At 37.4% G+C, this 17,346-nt stretch carries 19 protein-coding genes; 15 read left to right on the top strand and 4 right to left on the bottom strand.

Translation table 11 applies throughout. The annotated features are described in order from the left end of the window. The first annotated feature begins 34 nt into the window (after window positions 1-34). On the top strand, window positions 35-928 hold the full coding sequence (locus KS419_RS18585) for an NERD domain-containing protein (RefSeq protein ID WP_217067889.1): 894 nt from the start codon (window positions 35-37) through the stop codon (window positions 926-928). A gap of 199 nt (window positions 929-1,127) precedes the next feature. Continuing rightward, window positions 1,128-1,925 (top strand): phosphotransferase family protein, encoded by a 798-nt coding sequence (locus tag KS419_RS18580; RefSeq protein WP_217067888.1) that lies wholly within the window; start codon window positions 1,128-1,130, stop codon window positions 1,923-1,925. Window positions 1,926-2,179: 254 nt separating this feature from the next. On the opposite strand, the gene KS419_RS18575 is transcribed toward KS419_RS18580, so the two are convergent. After that, entirely contained in the window at window positions 2,180-2,458 is a 279-nt protein-coding gene (locus tag KS419_RS18575; RefSeq protein ID WP_217067887.1) for a YtzH-like family protein, read from the bottom strand. Between the two features lie 62 nt (window positions 2,459-2,520). Continuing rightward, window positions 2,521-2,844, bottom strand: coding sequence for a YtzH-like family protein (locus KS419_RS18570; protein WP_217067886.1), 324 nt, complete (start codon window positions 2,842-2,844; stop codon window positions 2,521-2,523). Between the two features lie 180 nt (window positions 2,845-3,024). Between KS419_RS18570 and trmB the strand changes: the two genes are divergently transcribed. Continuing rightward, window positions 3,025-3,660, top strand: a complete 636-nt coding sequence (trmB, locus tag KS419_RS18565; RefSeq protein WP_217067885.1) for a tRNA (guanosine(46)-N7)-methyltransferase TrmB — start codon at window positions 3,025-3,027, stop codon at window positions 3,658-3,660. Between the two features lie 39 nt (window positions 3,661-3,699). Beyond that, entirely contained in the window at window positions 3,700-4,551 is an 852-nt protein-coding gene (locus tag KS419_RS18560; protein WP_217067884.1) for a YtnP family quorum-quenching lactonase, read from the top strand. A 157-nt stretch (window positions 4,552-4,708) separates the two neighbouring features. Here KS419_RS18560 and KS419_RS18555 read toward each other — a convergent pair whose 3' ends face one another. Beyond that, window positions 4,709-5,032 (bottom strand): PepSY domain-containing protein, encoded by a 324-nt coding sequence (locus tag KS419_RS18555; protein ID WP_217067883.1) that lies wholly within the window; start codon window positions 5,030-5,032, stop codon window positions 4,709-4,711. Between the two features lie 347 nt (window positions 5,033-5,379). Here KS419_RS18555 and KS419_RS18550 point away from each other — a divergent pair, with 347 nt between their 5' ends. Together KS419_RS18550 and KS419_RS18545 are read left to right on the top strand one after the other, a co-directional pair. Continuing rightward, a complete protein-coding gene (locus tag KS419_RS18550) occupies window positions 5,380-6,453 on the top strand; it encodes a M42 family metallopeptidase (protein ID WP_217067882.1) in 1,074 nt (357 codons plus the stop codon). 65 nt (window positions 6,454-6,518) lie between these two features. Continuing rightward, window positions 6,519-7,034 carry a DUF84 family protein gene (locus KS419_RS18545; RefSeq protein ID WP_217067881.1) on the top strand — a complete coding sequence of 172 codons (516 nt, stop codon included), beginning with the start codon at window positions 6,519-6,521 and terminating at the stop codon, window positions 7,032-7,034. A gap of 97 nt (window positions 7,035-7,131) precedes the next feature. Here the strand turns inward: KS419_RS18545 and KS419_RS18540 are convergent, their stop codons facing one another. Further along, window positions 7,132-7,578, bottom strand: coding sequence for a YtoQ family protein (locus KS419_RS18540; protein WP_217067880.1), 447 nt, complete (start codon window positions 7,576-7,578; stop codon window positions 7,132-7,134). A gap of 170 nt (window positions 7,579-7,748) precedes the next feature. Here KS419_RS18540 and KS419_RS18535 point away from each other — a divergent pair, with 170 nt between their 5' ends. The 9 genes from KS419_RS18535 to murC all read left to right on the top strand — a co-directional run bounded on the left by KS419_RS18535 (window position 7,749) and on the right by murC (window position 16,884). Continuing rightward, entirely contained in the window at window positions 7,749-8,267 is a 519-nt protein-coding gene (locus KS419_RS18535; protein WP_217067879.1) for a ribonuclease H family protein, read from the top strand. Between the two features lie 78 nt (window positions 8,268-8,345). Next, on the top strand, window positions 8,346-9,365 hold the full coding sequence (locus tag KS419_RS18530; RefSeq protein ID WP_217067878.1) for a PTS sugar transporter subunit IIC: 1,020 nt from the start codon (window positions 8,346-8,348) through the stop codon (window positions 9,363-9,365). A gap of 12 nt (window positions 9,366-9,377) precedes the next feature. Beyond that, entirely contained in the window at window positions 9,378-9,698 is a 321-nt protein-coding gene (locus tag KS419_RS18525; RefSeq protein WP_217067877.1) for a thioredoxin family protein, read from the top strand. 118 nt (window positions 9,699-9,816) lie between these two features. Continuing rightward, window positions 9,817-10,635, top strand: coding sequence for a DUF1444 domain-containing protein (locus KS419_RS18520; protein ID WP_343215089.1), 819 nt, complete (start codon window positions 9,817-9,819; stop codon window positions 10,633-10,635). A gap of 239 nt (window positions 10,636-10,874) precedes the next feature. Beyond that, a complete protein-coding gene (locus KS419_RS18515; RefSeq protein WP_217067875.1) occupies window positions 10,875-13,073 on the top strand; it encodes a DNA translocase FtsK in 2,199 nt (732 codons plus the stop codon). A 161-nt stretch (window positions 13,074-13,234) separates the two neighbouring features. Then, window positions 13,235-13,423: a hypothetical protein gene (locus KS419_RS18510; protein ID WP_217067874.1), complete on the top strand. Its 189-nt coding sequence runs from the start codon at window positions 13,235-13,237 to the stop codon at window positions 13,421-13,423. 46 nt (window positions 13,424-13,469) lie between these two features. Further along, a complete protein-coding gene (locus tag KS419_RS18505; protein ID WP_217067873.1) occupies window positions 13,470-14,579 on the top strand; it encodes a nicotinate phosphoribosyltransferase in 1,110 nt (369 codons plus the stop codon). Window positions 14,580-14,655: 76 nt separating this feature from the next. Beyond that, window positions 14,656-15,312, top strand: coding sequence for a hypothetical protein (locus tag KS419_RS18500; protein WP_217067872.1), 657 nt, complete (start codon window positions 14,656-14,658; stop codon window positions 15,310-15,312). A 267-nt stretch (window positions 15,313-15,579) separates the two neighbouring features. Continuing rightward, a complete protein-coding gene (gene murC, locus KS419_RS18495) occupies window positions 15,580-16,884 on the top strand; it encodes a UDP-N-acetylmuramate--L-alanine ligase (RefSeq protein WP_217067871.1) in 1,305 nt (434 codons plus the stop codon). The last annotated feature ends 462 nt before the right edge of the window (window positions 16,885-17,346 follow it).

Genomic DNA, 17,346 nt, shown 5'->3' with positions numbered 1-17,346 from the left:
AAAATGAACGCCTCCTGGAATGGGGATGATGTTAATGGCACAATTAGTAAAATTATCTGACTATGTTTCTAGATATGAGACAGATATATATAGGTATCCAAGTAGGTTTGTCAGGTTAAAAAAGGAACGGTGGCAACGGATTCTGACAGAATGGGAGCGACAAGAAGTCACGAGCAATCATAATCATGAGAAGGAAACTGTTAAAAAGGGAAAGGGGATTTGGCCATTTAAAAGAAAGGTTGATAAAGAGGAGGTAACATTTCATCCTTTCATAAAGTCCAGTACTACTAAAACGTTAGAAGAAGTGAAAGAAGGTTTTCAAAAGGAACTACATTCCTTTAAGGTAAATTGGGCTTCCTCAACTGTTTCCGAAATTTCCAGTGTACAAAGAAAACATTATTATGATAACCTTCTTATAACTTTATTAAGGGATTTACCAGACTCTAACCTTTTGTTTTATTATCCTGCCATTCTCCACAAGAAAGCCCCTGTGGATTTAGATATTTTATTACTTACTCCCTCGGAACTATGGCTAATTACACCTTTAGGGGGAAATGATAAAACGATATATCGGCCACAGGCAGACAGATTTTGGGAGAAGGTGCAAGGACATAATCAGGAGAAGATTCTTAACCCTGTTATATCCTTAAAACGAATGAGAACAGTAATGGAAACGATCCTATTAGAGAAGAATTTGTCTGTCACTATAAAAACGCTTATTCTGGCAAAAGACAGTTACATTGATGTATCGCATAAGCGTATAACTACAATTGATAAACGGACATTTACGGAGTGGAAACAATCGTTAGTGAAAAACGTTGCACCTATTAAACACCAGCAATTAAAAATTGCAGAGGCAATCCTGTCTCAAACGATTACTATCTCAAGAAAACGGCAAGAGTTTGTAGATGGAACTATAAATGACTAGTGAGATCTTTATTAATGTTATAATAAAATAGTTTGTTTTGTGATTATTACAGGTGAATGAATAAATTTCCATCTTTTACTTATGTAATATGTAATCTTTAAGTTGAATAAACTAGGAATCTTTTTTACAATTAATAAAGGCAAAAAAACTTGATATAAAATGGACTTATAATTCAGTTAGGAAATAGAGGGTGAAATGATTGGTACACTTCATGGGAGAAGAGTGGGAATTACATCCTGCTGGCGGTGCAACCGGAGAGGCGTACATTGCTGAGCATGGGGATCAAAAAATATTTATAAAAAGAAACTCTTCTCCTTTTCTTGCCGTTCTTTCTGCAGAAGGAATTGTTCCTAAGTTATTGTGGACGAAAAGGTTAGAAAATGGAGATGTGATTACAGCGCAGCAATGGATTAATAGCCGGGAGTTAAAATCACCGGAGATGAAGCAAAATCGTGTTGCAAAGTTATTAGGTAAAATACATCGTTCAAATGAATTATTGGATATGTTCAAACGTATGGGGAATAGCTCTCTTGTTCCAAATGAGCTTTTTATTGAACTGCAGGAAAAAATAGAGCAAAGTAAATTAAAAAATATCCTTCTAGAAAATGCCATGAAGTGGCTGGAGCTAAACGTAAGTGAAATTAATACCGTGGAACATGTCGTCTGTCATTCAGATGTCAACCATAATAACTGGATATTATCCGGAGACGACAGTTTGTATCTCATAGACTGGGATGGTGCAATTGTTGCTGATCCTGCACTTGATTTATCACAACTCCTTTATATGTATGTACCAAAAGGGGAGTGGAGGCAATGGTTGATGGACTATGGTGTTACAATGACAGAGAATTTGGAAAAAAGATTAAGATGGTACATGGTTGCACAAAGTGTAGAAGGTATTTTATGGTGTCATCAACGGGAAAATATAAATGAAGGGCAAAAATGGTCTTTTTTACTAAGTGAAGTTTTAAATGAATCGGAGTTATACTCCTCATAAGATAGAAAAGTGAGGGTGTCCCATGGGACACCCTCACTTTTCTTTATCTCTGTCTAGATCTAGCGAAGACTTAGGCGTTTGTGCTTTTCTTAAGGATAAGAATGTAAAAGTACTGGCACCTTCGGGCAAGTTGTCTAGCTCCATCGCCTACTCGCTGCGGGGCACTTCGGAAGTGACAACCGAAGTCAAAGAGCGAACTTCTAGTTGTCATTCCTGCACTGCCCTACGCTCGTGACCATAGGCGATTACGCTTTTCAATTAATGTCATCTACTTGAGAGAGTTGAATCTGTTGCACCCACTGTTCTATTTCTGAAGAGGAAACATTTCCCCTCTGTCCGTCTTTATCATGCTGGTATGCATATTGCTCAATTCCCATTATCGTTGATTTAATCTGATGGGGAACGTTAGGATCTTGCAACAAGGAACTAATTAAACTACTAATCTGTTCGTATTCATCATGGGTGCCGTAATTTTCATCTTCCTGATTCTTTAGAATATCAATAAGTAATTCAAGCTGATGATGATAATTCATTAAGTGCCACATCCTTCACTGTATAATAATCTAGGATGTGAAAATATAAAAGATTTATTCCATTATATTTCTCTTCCTTTCCGATCATCATAATCTATGGTGACCGCTCCACCGCCACTTTCTAACATCTCCAATTCCTCTACCCAACGAGATATATTTAATTTATGATGACTAATATGGCTGTAAGGGTTAGGGTGAAACTGACCATCATTAACGTAAATATGAATTTCTTGAAGAGTACCCTTAAAGTTGTCATTAATGGTACCTGTCCTTAATGTTTTTACTATATCACTCATTTTTTTAAAATAGATGCTTGTCCCATTTTTACCCTCTTTTTGCTCTTTTAGGAGTTTTTTTAGCTCATAAATTAAAAAGGTTCTATCCATTTGAAAGCCCTCCTTATCAGATAAAACTTTTGCCCTTTTTCCCCTTTTCCCGAAAATGGGATATGTTACACATTAAATCCATATAAAACTCTGTTTTTGTATGTAATGCATGGGAAAAATATTTGTGATATGTTATCAATAGAACTGGAGAAGGAAAAGTGAAAATGGAGTGAAACATAAATGAGACTAAGGAACAAACCGTGGGCAACAAAAGTAATTGTGGAAAATCCACAGATAGTGGAACCAAACCCACAACAATGGAAAGGAAGTTGGAAGGAGTTATTTGGAAATAACCAACCTATTCATGTAGAGGTAGGGACAGGAAAGGGAAGATTTGTCACACGGATGGGAAAGGCTCATCCAGAATGGAATGTGATTGGTGTTGAAAAATATGACAGTGTTATTATAACTGGAGTAGAACGCCTTAAAGATCAACCACTGAATAATGTCCGTCTGTTAAAAGAAGATGTGACGCAACTGACAGAGTTTTTTGCACCGGGGGAAATTGACCGTATATACATTAACTTCACTGACCCTTGGCCAAAAAACCGACATGAAAAAAGAAGGTTGACCCATGAAGGTTACTTAAAGAAATACAGTCAGGTTCTCAATGAAAGAGGAGAAATTCATATGAAGACAGATAACCAGGGGCTCTTTGAATATTCTTTGGAAAGTTTGTCACAGTTTGGATTTAAGTTAAAGAATATTAGCCTTGATTTACACAATAACAGCATGGAAGGAAATATTATGACTGAATATGAAGAGCGCTTTAATAAAAGGGGTGTGAAGATATACCGTTTAGAAGCGGAACTATAAAGAAGTCATAAATTACTTTCGTGGAAGGTAGGGGAGAATATGGCATTAGAACAGTGGAAAATAAAAGATATGACATTTACTTGGCTAAATGGGGGAGTGACTCACATGGATGGGGGAGCAATGTTTGGTGTTGTCCCAAAAGTGTTATGGTCAAGGAAGTATCCGGTCAATGAAAAAAATCAAATAGAATTACGTACTGACCCTATCTTAATTCAAGTGGACGGCAAAAACCTCTTGGTGGAAACGGGTATCGGGAATGAAAAGTTCTCCGAAAAACAAAAAAGGAACTTTGGAATTACGGAAGAAGCACAAATCGAAGTAAATTTAAAGGAACTTGGTTTAACCTTAAAAGATATTGATCATATTCTTATGACCCACATGCATTTTGATCATGCGTGTGGTTTAGCGAAATGGGAAGGGGATAATCTTGTCCCGACGTTTCCAAATGCAACCATTTGGGTTCAGGAGACGGAATGGGAAGAACTCCGTCATCCGAATATCCGGTCTCGTAACACCTATTTTGAAGATAACTGGAGACCGATTGCAAACCAAGTGAATACATACAAGGAATCAGTGGAACTAGTGGAGGGAATTAAATTAGTTCATACAGGTGGACACAGTGCAGGACATTCCATTCTAATCATCGAACGTGGGGAAGAGAAAATTGTTCATATGGCTGATCTGATGCCTACCCATGCTCATCAGAATAGTTTATGGGTTCTTGCTTATGATGATTTTCCAATGGATTCCATTCGTGCAAAGGAAAAATATTTAGTTCCCGCAATTAAGGAGCAAGCGTGGTTTATCTTTTACCATGATTATAAGTATCGTGTTGTAAAGTGGGATGAGGATGGAAAAGAAGTGATGGAATCTGTAATTAGAAAAATTTAAGAGGCAGGGACACACCTGAAATGTTTTTATCACTCATTGATAAACACTTTTGTCCCAGCCTCTTCTTTTGAAATATAACTTTTCTAATACTAAATTCGCCTGAGCGCCTTCTCACTACCAGACACTACGGAAGTGATAGTTGGCGCTTTGCATATAATCAGTCTTCTTGTTTTTCCAATTTAAGTATAGTCCCTGTTGCTGCATCTACAAAAAACTCGTATGCGCTCATATTACCATCTTCATCTGTACAGGTAATTCCTCCTCGATAGACGTTGTAGACTAATTGGTCCAGTTCAAACTCTTCCGTAATCATATGCACCCAAGAACCATCGATCGAACCGAGATGATTTGCCTTTTTCTTGACCATCTTCAAGGCTTTTTCAGGAGATAATTGTCCTTGGCTTTTGTCAAGTTGGTTCTTAGCCAATAAGGTGACAGCAACCCCAGCACCAACTCCAACTGCAAAACGTTTCCAACCCATTCCTACACCTTCTTTCACATTTAAACTCAATACTATCTTTTCTTGATTTTACTAATTACATTCTGATTTCAGTATAGCGAAGAAAAAAATAATTGCCAATTAAGAATGTAGGATTTCAAAAAGATTCTATGATTAATTCACTTTTTCAGTAATTTTCAATTCCCGAAGTACTGCAGGTAAACTTCCTCACATGAAATGAACATATATAAGGAATTCTATATATAGGGCAAAAAGAGATTGTTAAAAATGCCCCGAACTTATTTCGTTAGTCGAAAAAGTGGAAAGATAGAAAAAGATTCTGTAAAATGGTTTAAGATACATAAGGTTATCTTGAAAGGGGATTTTTTATGAAACAAGATACGTTAGATATGTTTAAAACATTAACCCAAATTCCAGGTGCGCCAGGGTTTGAACATGAAGTAAGAGCTTTTGTCAGGGAAGAATTGAAAAAATATAGTGATGAAATAATCCAAGACCGACTAGGTGGTATTTTTGGTGTGAAGAAAGGGAATGGAACAGGACCAAAAGTAATGGTAGCTGGACACATGGATGAAGTAGGTTTTATGGTTACTTCCATTACGGATAATGGGCTAATCCGTTTTCAAACGTTAGGTGGATGGTGGAGTCAAGTGCTCCTAGCACAGCGTTTACAAATTATAACGGAAAGTGGTCCGGTTGTAGGAGTTATTGGGTCTATACCTCCACACCTACTTGATGAAGAAAAACGTAAAAAACCAATGGAAATTAAAAATATGTACATTGATATTGGGGCCGATGACAAAGCAGATGCGGAGAAACTAGGTATAAAGCCAGGCCAGCAAATTGTACCTATATGCCCCCTTGAAAAAATGGCAAATGAGAAAAAAATTATGTCAAAGGCTTGGGACAATCGCTATGGTGTAGGATTGGCAATAGAATTATTAAAGGAGCTAAAGGACGAGAAGACACCAAATATCTTATATTCAGGGGCAACTGTCCAAGAAGAAGTTGGTCTACGTGGGGCCCAGGTCGCAGCTAACATGATTCAACCTGATATCTTTTATGCCTTAGATGCAAGCCCTGCCAATGATGCATCAGGGGAAAAAGATGCCTTTGGTCATTTAGGAAAAGGTGCACTTGTGCGTATTTTTGACCGTACTATGATTACACATCGTGGCATGCGAGAATTTATTTTAGATACTGCTGAATCGGACAATATCCCTTATCAGTTCTTTATTTCACAAGGTGGAACAGATGCAGGGCGTGTTCATATGTCAGGGAATGGCGTCCCTTCTGCAGTAGTGGGAATATGTTCTAGATACATTCATACATCATCCTCAATTATACATGTTGATGATTATGAAGCTGCTAAGCAATTAATAACGACATTGGTAAGAAAAACAGACCAGTCTACAGTTGAATTAATTCGTCAGAATGTCTAAAAAATTTTTCCCTCTCAGTATATTCTGGGAGGGATTTTCAATAGAAATTAGGGGGAGTTGCGTCCATGATAAGTGAGTTATACTTAGGATCTAATAATCCAGCAAAGAAAAAAGCAGTGGAACATGTTTTTCCAAATGAAGTCATGATTATCACACAAGATGTGCCATCTTTTGTTTCTCCACAACCATTCTCAGATGAAGAAACCCGGAAAGGAGCAATAAACCGGGCCACATACTTGGTAGAAAAACTTGGAGCCTCGTTTGCCATTGGCTTAGAAGGTGGCGTTGTGGAAGACGGGGAGGAAATGCTCCTTTGTAACTGGGGTGCACTAGCAACAAATACTGGAGAATTATATATTGCTGGTGGTGCTAGAATCTATCTTCCACAAGACCTGGCGGATATGATTAGAAATGGATTGGAACTGGGGGAAGCTATAGATAAATGGGCCAATAAAAAGAAAGTAAGGGAAGGGGAAGGGACTATAGGAATATTAACTGATGGAGAAATAACAAGAGATACGATGTTTGAACATGTGGTCAGATTATTATATGGGCAGTGGAAGTTTTTTAAGGGAGAATAACGAGGCAATGTGTCATTCTCCCATATTAAAAAGTAATTTATAAGTTTAACAACTTTCAGACATGTTGTTTAGCCCCAGTGCTTAATGGCTGTGTGGTTTATTTTTCTGCAAATATATAAGCTAACGCCTGTATTGCTTGATCCATGGTTTCTACAGTTACCTGTGATTTTTCAGAGAGTTCCTTTAATGGATGATGTAAGGATTCTGGTCTAATTAATATTAATGGTTTGTTTAGAGCAACGGCTGTTGCAGCGTCCATAGCACTGTTCCATTGTTTATACTTTTCTCCGAAAAGGGCAATGACTATGTCTGATTTGTTGAGCAATACATGAGTTCGAAGGTTGTTGAATTTAGAAGCCGCCTCATCTTTTAAAATTTGGTTGGGCTGTTCTCCAAGGATATCTTCCCCAATTTGGTCGGAACGTTCATGATTCTCCATTGGTCCAACAAATTGGAGAGGAAGTCCCAACGATGTAGCTTTTTCTTTGAAGTCTTTTCGCCAGTTATCATGAATTTGTCCTGCTAAGTAAATTGTTAACTCCATATGTTAATCCTCCTGTAATTTAAGTTTACATTTCCATCTTAACGTAGTCGTAGGAAGAAAGACAAAGATTACAATCTCATTAAAATTAAATGAATCTATTATTACTTGCTTGTTTTACTTATTTTTGAGCTGTATTATGATATAAGACCTAGGCTCGGGAGGGGAAACTTGTGAGTAAAAACATATGGACAAAAGTTGTTTTTTTTGTATCAATACTTTTTGTTATGGGAGCGTGTGCTGTTTCGGAAGAACAGGTCCTTGAATTAGCGCAGGATTCCTTTGAAAAGAAAATGTCACAGGAAAGGAAAGAGCATACATACACAACAGAGGATGAAGTCTCTTTTTATATTCCTAGTTATATGGAAGTTACGGAAATAGATGAATACAACATACTATTACACCATGATGAAAATCTTTTTCTACTTTTTGTAAATGATTTTATTGAATATGATTCTAAAGAAGTACTAATGGAAGAACTTTTGTTAGAAGAAGATCCGTTTATTATCATGTTAGACCAGTTAGAAGGGAAATCAAGTTATCTCGTTGTTACTACTCATTCACAAGATGAATTTCAAGTGGTTGTGGGATATGATGGGGTGAAATTGACAACCATAACTAGTTTAAAGGAAATGATAGACACGGCAGAAATGATGTTTGATATTGCGCAGTCCGTTGACAAAGAAGATTAGGATTAGGGGATAGGAGGGAAAAACCTCTTATCCTTTTTTTATTATTTGCACATAATAAAAAAAAGTGTAGGTGATAATGTGAAAGAATTTTTAGAAAGAAAAGGAGTTAAGCCATCTTTTCGCAAATATTTTGTGGATGCCCTTAGCTATATGGCTTTGGGACTGTTCTCATCCTTAATTATTGGACTAATCATGCAGACTGCCGGTCGGAGAATTCCAATTCCATATTTTTCCTTACTTGAGTCGGTAGGTACAACAGCAATGGGGTTATATGGGCCAGCTATTGGAGTTGCTGTTGCCTATGGTTTAAAAGCACCTCGTCTTGTACTATTTGCTGCTGTAATAAGTGGTGCTGCAGGAGCCCAACTAGGAGGACCAGCAGGGGCATTTATTGCTGCCATCTTATCAACCGAAATAGGCAAAATTGTATCCCAAGAAACAAAGGTAGATATTATTGTAACTCCATTTGTAACGATTATCACAGGAGTTGGAACTGCAACTTTAATAGGCCCAATAATTGCAGATTGGGTCGAAGGATTTGGAAGTGTAATAATGTACTCAACGACACAACAGCCATTTATTATGGGTATACTGGTGGCTGTTTTGATGGGGTTAGCTTTGACAGCACCCATTTCCAGTGCAGCAATTGCAATTATGTTGGGGTTGGAGGGACTTGCTGCAGGAGCGGCTACGGTAGGCTGTGCTTCACAAATGATCGGTTTTGCCACAAGTAGTTTTCGGGAGAATGGTTGGTCTGGATTTATTGCATTAGGGATAGGTACATCGATGCTGCAAATTGCTAACATTATGAAAAATCCTGTTATACTTATTCCCCCAACGGTAACTGCAGCAATTTTAGGTCCTTTTGCAACTTTAGTATTTCAAATGGAGAACAATTATGCAGGTGCAGGGATGGGGACGAGTGGTCTAGTAGGGCAGATTATGACTGTTGAAACGATGGGCAACAGTGGGACAGTGTTCCTATCTATTCTTGTACTTCATTTTCTTGCTCCAGCAATACTAAGTCTGCTATTCTCAGAAGGAATGCGGAAGTTAGGTTGGATTAAATTTGGTGATATGAAAATAGAACAAACATAGGGGGAATTGATAATGAAGGAATTAAAATCAATGACGGAGTTTCAGCAAGCAGTCGAAGATAATGGGAGTGTATTTATGTTTTCGGCAGGGTGGTGTCCAGACTGTGTAGTCATCGAACCACATTTACCGGATTTAGAAAAATCCTTTCCACAATTCACATTTTACAAAGTTAACCGGGATCACTTTATTGATTTATGCCAAGAGTTAAACATCTTTGGAATTCCCAGTTTCCTCGTCTATAAAGATGGAGTTGAGGTTCAACGTTTTGTAAGCAAAGACAGAAAAACGAAAGAGGAAATCGAAGCTTTTTTAAAGGAGGCAACAGAAAAATAAAGGGGTGTAGAGAGGGCGGTCATAGATGACACGTCCTTTTTATACGCTAGGGGAGTTAGTTGCATGCAAGTCCGTTGGTAGTTCCATATTAAAGTGATAAAATAGATAAGGAAGGAAGGTGTTTTCATTGAGACCAATAGAAATAAAACGAGAAATAGAACAAGCTCTTTCGAATATTAATTGGATAACATCCTATGATCGGGAAAGTGAAACATTAAGAATTATTGATAAAAGAGTAAACAAAGGAGTAACAGTTCAACTTTCTCCTTTAAAAAATAAATTTAAGGAAAATAAAGAAAAAGCACTCTCAGATATTGTCCATTATATCTCAGAAGGTTTAACTCTCTTACAGTTGCCAATTGAATTAAAGGGGAATGAGAATAACATCTTTCCTGTTATTCGATCCACCTCATTTCCATTGGAAACGAAGGACGGTAAGAAATTGATTTATTCCGATCATACGGCAGAGACAAGAATTTTTTATGCATTAGACAGGGGTTCCTCGTATTCCCTTATTGATCAAGAAAGTTTGGAGCGGGAAGGGAAAGACTTTTCTGAAATACAGGAAGTAGCACTCTTTAATGTACGTTCTTTGTCACATCAATTAAAAGAGGATGTTGTTGCCGGAAACACATTTTACTTTTTACATTCTGATGATGGATATGACGCGAGTCGGATATTGAATGATTCATTATTAAAATCCATGGATGAAAAGGTAACTGGACAACTGGCAGTGGCAGTTCCCCACCAGGATGTTCTTATTTTAGCAGACATCCAAAACGAAACAGGATATGATGTCCTTGGGCAAATGGTTTTTCAGTTTTTCTCTGAAGGTCGAGTCCCAATTACCGCATTACCGTTTCTTTATGAGAATGGGGAGTTAGAATCCATCTTCATTTTAGCGCAAAAAAAACCAAAATCAGATAAGAAAGAATAAAGTGTTGGGACAGAAGTGATGACTGAAGTCAAAACTGACTTCTAGTCTGCTTCTTCTAGTTCGCTCTGGAACGAGCGTTTACTTCACTTGTTTAGGAAGGGGTACTTGCCCCCATAGTCGATTCCACTTTTCTTGATTACAACAAACAAATGGAAGTGATTTTTTGATATACTCTATTAAACGGTATTCACTACTTTAAAGAAGTCTTGGAACTAGATTAATAGAAAAAGGTGATTGCTATGAGCAAACGTTTCCCCCGTTTTTTTACATATATTAAAGAATGGCTTATACCAGATGTCACCCGTCCTTCTTCCCATAGATTTACTAGTGGAAGGGGCAACAACAATAAAGCATCTCAATTAAGGGATGTAGATGCAAAGGTGATTCATCAGTATCCGAATCAAACGAAGTTTCCTTTTCCCGCTGTGAGGGATGATGAGCAGTTAGGTTACAGTTTTCCCCATTTGGAAAAAGAGAAAAAGAAACTTGCCAATGTTTCCCCTATTCCTAACAGGAAAAGTCAACGGAAGCGAGAAATAAAGGCAACTGGAGAAAGAGAAAATAAGCCCATAGACAGAAAGAAAGAAACTCTTAAAGATTCAGGTGAATTCTTTCAAGGAAAAGGATTTACTTTTCAAAAAAGTCCATCCCCGATTTATGGTCACCGTGTTCAACCTAGGAGAGTAAAAAGCGAAATAAACGTTTATCAAAATCAAGAACGAAAAATAGAAACAACTTCTTCTGAGCTTTCTTTACATGAAGTGGTAGCAAAGGAAGAGCCAACTAAGTCTATAGTATCCTCCCAACAGGAGACGGAGGATACTAATAAAATGACAGATGTTCAAACAGAATTACATTCTGTCGTTCCTGAAAGTGATATGGTAAATCAGTCACCGCGAAAAATAACAAAAAACGTTGTGAAACAAAATCAAAAAAACATTCCATATAATGTACTTATGTTCCAAAGGGATCGAATAAAAGAAAAGGGCAAGCCCATTCATAAAGATAATACCTATTCATTCCCTGCACTTCACTTACTTGATATCCCACCAAGAGAAGAGGGAATAAATAACGAATGGATAACCTATCAGAAAAATAAATTGGACGAGACGTTCCAATACTTTAATATTGGTGCAAAAGTAGTTCACGTAACGGAAGGTCCTACGGTAACTCGTTTTGAAATTCATCCTGAACCTGGTGTAAAAGTAAGTAAAATAACAAACTTAACGGATGATATTAAATTAAGTTTAGCGGCGAAAGATATTCGCATGGAAGCTCCCATTCCTGGAAAAAATATGATAGGAATTGAAGTTCCTAATCGTGTACCTAAAACCGTTTTTCTCAGACAAATACTAGAACATTCTTCTTTTCAAAGGGCTGAATCGCCCCTTACGGTGGGTTTAGGGATGGACATTTCAGGTACTCCAATTGTAACCGATCTACAAAAGATGCCCCATGGATTAATTGCAGGTTCAACAGGTTCAGGGAAAAGTGTTTGTGTCAATTCGATATTATTAAGTCTATTATTTAAATCTTCACCTAAAGATGTAAGATTGTTACTGATTGATCCAAAAGTGGTGGAATTAGCCCCATACAATGCAGTTCCTCACTTAGCCTATCCTGTTATCACCGATCCAAAAGAAGCGACAGAAGGATTAAAATGGGCTGTTTCTGAAATGGAAAAAAGGTATGAACTATTTGCCAAATATGGATCAAGAGATTTAAGACGTTACAATCAAAAAATGAAATTGGATGGCAAAGAAGAAGATGTCCTTCCGTACATTGTTATTATTGTAGATGAACTAGCAGACTTAATGATGGTGTCCCCACAAGATGTGGAAGAGTCAATTTGTAGAATTGCACAAAAAGCAAGGGCATGTGGGATACACTTACTGGTGGCTACACAACGTCCATCTGTGGATGTGATCACAGGTTTAATTAAAGCGAACATCCCTACAAGAATAGCGTTTTCCGTTTCTGCACAAGCTGATTCTAGAACAATCTTAGATGGAAGCGGTGCGGAGAGACTTCTTGGAAAAGGAGATATGCTATTTTTAGAAAATGGTTCAGGGAAACCTGTAAGAATACAGGGTACATTCGTTTCTGATGAAGAAATAGAACGTGTTATGACAAAGATTAGTCAAAATGAAAAGCCACCATATATGTTTGAGAAAGAAATGTTAAAACAGCAACCATTGGATGGAATGATAGAAGATGATCTATTTGAATCAGCCTGTCTATTTGTGTGTGAACAACAAGCTGCATCCGCATCATTGCTACAACGACAGTTCAGAATTGGCTATAATCGGGCTGCTAGAATAATTGATGAAATGGAAGACAAGGGGATCATTTCAGCGGCAAGAGGGAGTAAATCCCGTGAAGTTTATTTGACAAATGAAGAAATAAACGAAAAAATGGAGATGAAAGGGGAATTTTAACTACACAAGGTCTCCTTTTTTTTATAGAATATGGTATAACTATCACGTTAGGAATATTATTCAAAGGGTAGGGGTTTACGTTTAGCTTTCAAGGTGTAAGAAAAGAAGAATTAAATACGTTTCACTTGAGATCGAATCAAAAAAACAGGGGGAGTGTTCACATGCAACAAATTCCTTTAGCAAATTTGGTTCAATATGTATCTCCGAAGTGGCTTCACCTCTTGAAAGAAGAAGAACAATCCCAATGGGTAGTTTTACGAGACGGGATTAAAGAAGTAAATGAAGAAGACTTAGCAGAAATTGTTGAGGCTGTCATTCAAGAACACCAGAAAAACCCTTTTTATCACTAATTAGATCATCTCTGTTATGACTAATGAAAATTGAGGAGTAATGGTAATGGTAACAAAAGAAATTGGATTGAAGTTAGAGGGAAAAATCAAACGATTAACAAACAAAACGTTTAAATTTGACGAACGTGTTGGGGAAGGTTGGTTTTCAGCTGTTTATTTTTTAAAGACAAGACAGATAGCTGAAAGGCAGAAACCAGATAATATAGTTACCATGCAATTTTTTCAAAAGAAACATGCAGTTTTGTGTGGAACGGATGAAGTAATAGCCTTGATCAACACGTTCGCTGCTAATCCAGGGGAATTAGAAATACATTCATTAAAAGATGGAGATAAGATTGAGCCATTTGAGACAGTATTGACCATTACGGGGCCTTACCAGCATTTTGGGTATTTAGAAGGTGTCATTGATGGTATTCTAGCCCGACGAACATCTGTAGCTACAAATGTTTATGAGGTTGTGAAAGCAGCAAAATCTTCAGGAGTGGAAAAACCTGTTATTTTTATGGGAGACAGAGATGATCATTTTACTCAACAGGCAGGCGATGGATATGCTGCGTTTATTGGAGGGTCACAAGCTCAGGCAACACATGCCATGAATGAATGGTGGGGAAAACGGGGAATGGGGACGATGCCTCACGCTCTCATTCAATTGTTTGAAGGGGATGTGGTGGAAGCAACCCATGCGTATCATGAAACATTCCCAGAAGATGATTTATTGGCACTGGTGGACTATAATAACGATGTTATCATTGATTCTCTGAAGGTTGCCAGAGTTTTCGGTAAAAAATTAAAAGGAGTACGTGTGGATACTTCTAATCATCTCATTGACCAATACTTCACACGAAATCCGGATGTTTTAGGTACTTTTGATCCAAGGGGGGTTAATCCTCAATTACTGTTTGCCCTGCGTGAGGCACTTGATAAAGAAGGTTTCAACCATGTTAAGATTGTTGCTTCTGGGGGCTTTGATGCAAAAAGGATTAAAATGTACGAACAAATGAAAGCACCAGTGGACATGTATGGGGTGGGAAGTAGTCTTCTGAAAATTCATATTGGTTTTACAGGGGACAATGTCTTGCTCAATGGAAAGCCTCAGTCTAAGACGGGAAGGAAATATCGTCCTAACCCACGTTTAGAAAGAATAGAACTTGAATAATCGAAGAGACTGTTCAAACGTGAAATGTTGAACAGTCTCTTTATGTATTTTATTAACAGAGAGAGGGGGGCCAACAGTGAATAAAAAACAGATGACATTTCTTGTTGATTTTCAACAAATAAAACAAAATAAGCAACAAGTTATGGAGCAATCATTATCTGAATTATACAGCATGTTTTTTGATTATATGGAACAAAAAGTAAATATACGAGAGAAGATTAGAGCAAAACAAATATTTTTCCACAAAACAAAAAATTCGAGAGAGCAATTTAGTAATGTTATTGCACCACATTTTGAACATTGGTTTGCTTTCGACTATGTCACAGTTATAGGTTCGAGAATGTTTGATATTTTTATTCGTGAGAAAAAAGGAACGTTATCAAAATCGATGCTAGATTTGAGTGGTTTCATGATGTTAATGGCTCTCGAACCGGTGAAGATTCTAGAAGTGAACGGAAAAATAATAAAGTATGAAAAAGTTTTTAACAAATGTAAAGAGACAGCTTCATGTTATCTTTTTCTTCCTGAAGTCAAAAAACAAGATTTAGTTTTTATACGAATATTAACGGTTGGAACAGAAAAGAAAATCATCGGTCCAATATTTGCAATTGATCCACCACGTTGTAACCTGATCATAGAGCAAATAAATAAGGTGAACGAACAAGGTAATTTAAGGAAATACCTTAAAGAATACGGAATTGATTATTTAAGGTATCAAAAAGGGAAAACATAAGAATATAAAAGTCATATTCGAAGTAGTATTATTAATAAGAATAAAATTTGACCGGAATAAGCAATTTTTTTCTAGATAATGGAGATACATTAGAGATTAAAGTGAAAAAAGAAGAAACATTGGTCTCAACAATACTTTTTGTTATAATAGGGGAAGTGTGTAAAATCACAATCGCATTTAGTGAGATCTAGACATATAATTAATACGAAAGAATTGAGGCGTCTATCATATGGCACCTCAGGACCATTGGATTTTGGAGGTTCTACAATGACAATATACCATTTTATTGGAATTAAAGGTTCGGGAATGAGTGCTTTGGCACAAATATTAAGTGATATGAAATACACTGTTCAAGGTTCAGATGTGGATAAAGTATTTTTTACACAAAAACCACTTGAACAAAAAGGAATTCCTCTTTTGCCGTTTCAAAAGGAAAATATTCAAGCAGGGCAAACGTTAATCGCTTCTCCAGCCTATAATGAAGAAAATGAAGAAATTCGAGAGGCGAAATTGAAAGATATTCCTGTATATCAGTATCCGACTTTTCTTGGTGAATTTATTCAAAACTTCACTAGCATTGCGATAACCGGTTCCCATGGAAAAACTTCAACGACCGGTCTACTTGCCCATGTTCTTCAAGAAGCAAAACCAACTTCTTATTTAATCGGAGACGGAACTGGAAAAGGACAAAAGGATAGTGAATATTTTGTTTTTGAAGCATGTGAATATCGTAGGCATTTTTTACATTACAAACCAGATTATGCCCTAATGACTAATATTGATTTTGATCATCCAGATTATTTTAGGAACGTGGAAGATGTATATCAGGCTTTTCAGGAAATGGCTATGCAAGTGAAAAAAGCAATTATTGCCTGCGGTGATGATCAACATTTACAAAAGATTAATGCCCAGGTACCTGTTGTTTATTACGGTTTGAGTGAAGAAAATGATTTTTCTGCAAAAGACATTACAACTGATCAAAACGGAACACATTTTGATGTATTTGTGCGAAGTACCTTTTATAGCTCTTTTTCAATCCCCGGCTACGGAACTCATAATGTCCTGAATGCATTAGGTGTCATCGCTCTCTGCCATTATGAAGAGGTGGATGTGGAAGTGGTAAAAGGCCGTTTGAAAACCTTTGGAGGAGTAAAACGTAGGTTTAGTGAAAAAACAGTTGGAAATCAAATTTTAATAGATGATTATGCGCATCATCCTACTGAAATAAAAGCTACCGTAGAATCTGCAAAGAAAAAATATCCTGATAAAGATGTAGTAGCCGTGTTTCAACCCCATACTTTTTCAAGAACTGTGACATTTCTCGAAGATTTTGCAGAAAGCCTGAAACGTGCTGACCATGTCTACTTATGTGATATTTTCTCCTCTGCAAGGGAGAAGTCAGGAGAATTAACGATCCATGATTTGATTGAAAGAATCCCAGGGGCAAAGCTGATTCAGGAAGAAACGGTCCACCAGCTTAAAAAGCATGAGAACAGTGTCATATTATTTATGGGAGCTGGGGACGTTCAAAAATTCCAAAATGCCTATGAAAATGAACTTCAAGTGAAATAAGTGTATTTCTAATAAAGACCGTCAATTCCGAAAGTTAACAGTTCGGAATTGACGTTTTTTTGAAAGCTCTTTTCGTATATATTGTTGTTTTTAAAACAAAATTTTTGCATGGATACACTTCAGGCGGACGCTTTGCCGCGGGCACGGCCTCGACCTCCTTCGGGAACAACTTGTGAGCCATCTTCCGACCGAAATCCTTCACGGCCTCCCCGTTCGGGAACAACTTGAGCCATCTTCCGACCGAAATCCTTCACGGTCTTCCTGTTCGGGAACAACTTGAGCCATCTTCCGACCGAAATCCTTCACGGCCTCCCTGTTCGGGAACAACTTGAGCCATCTTCCGACCGAAATCCTTCACGGCCTTCCTGTTCGGGAACAACTTGAGCCATCTTCCGACCGAAATCCTTCACGGCCTCCCTGTTCGGGAACAACTTGAGGCATCTTCTGACCGAAATCCTTCAC

The sequence above is a fragment of the Evansella tamaricis genome, from assembly GCF_019042215.1.
Classification (GTDB): domain Bacteria; phylum Bacillota; class Bacilli; order Bacillales; family Salisediminibacteriaceae; genus Evansella; species Evansella tamaricis.
Note: the sequence above shows the minus strand (reverse complement) of the source record. Positions and strands in the feature narration are given on the sequence as shown.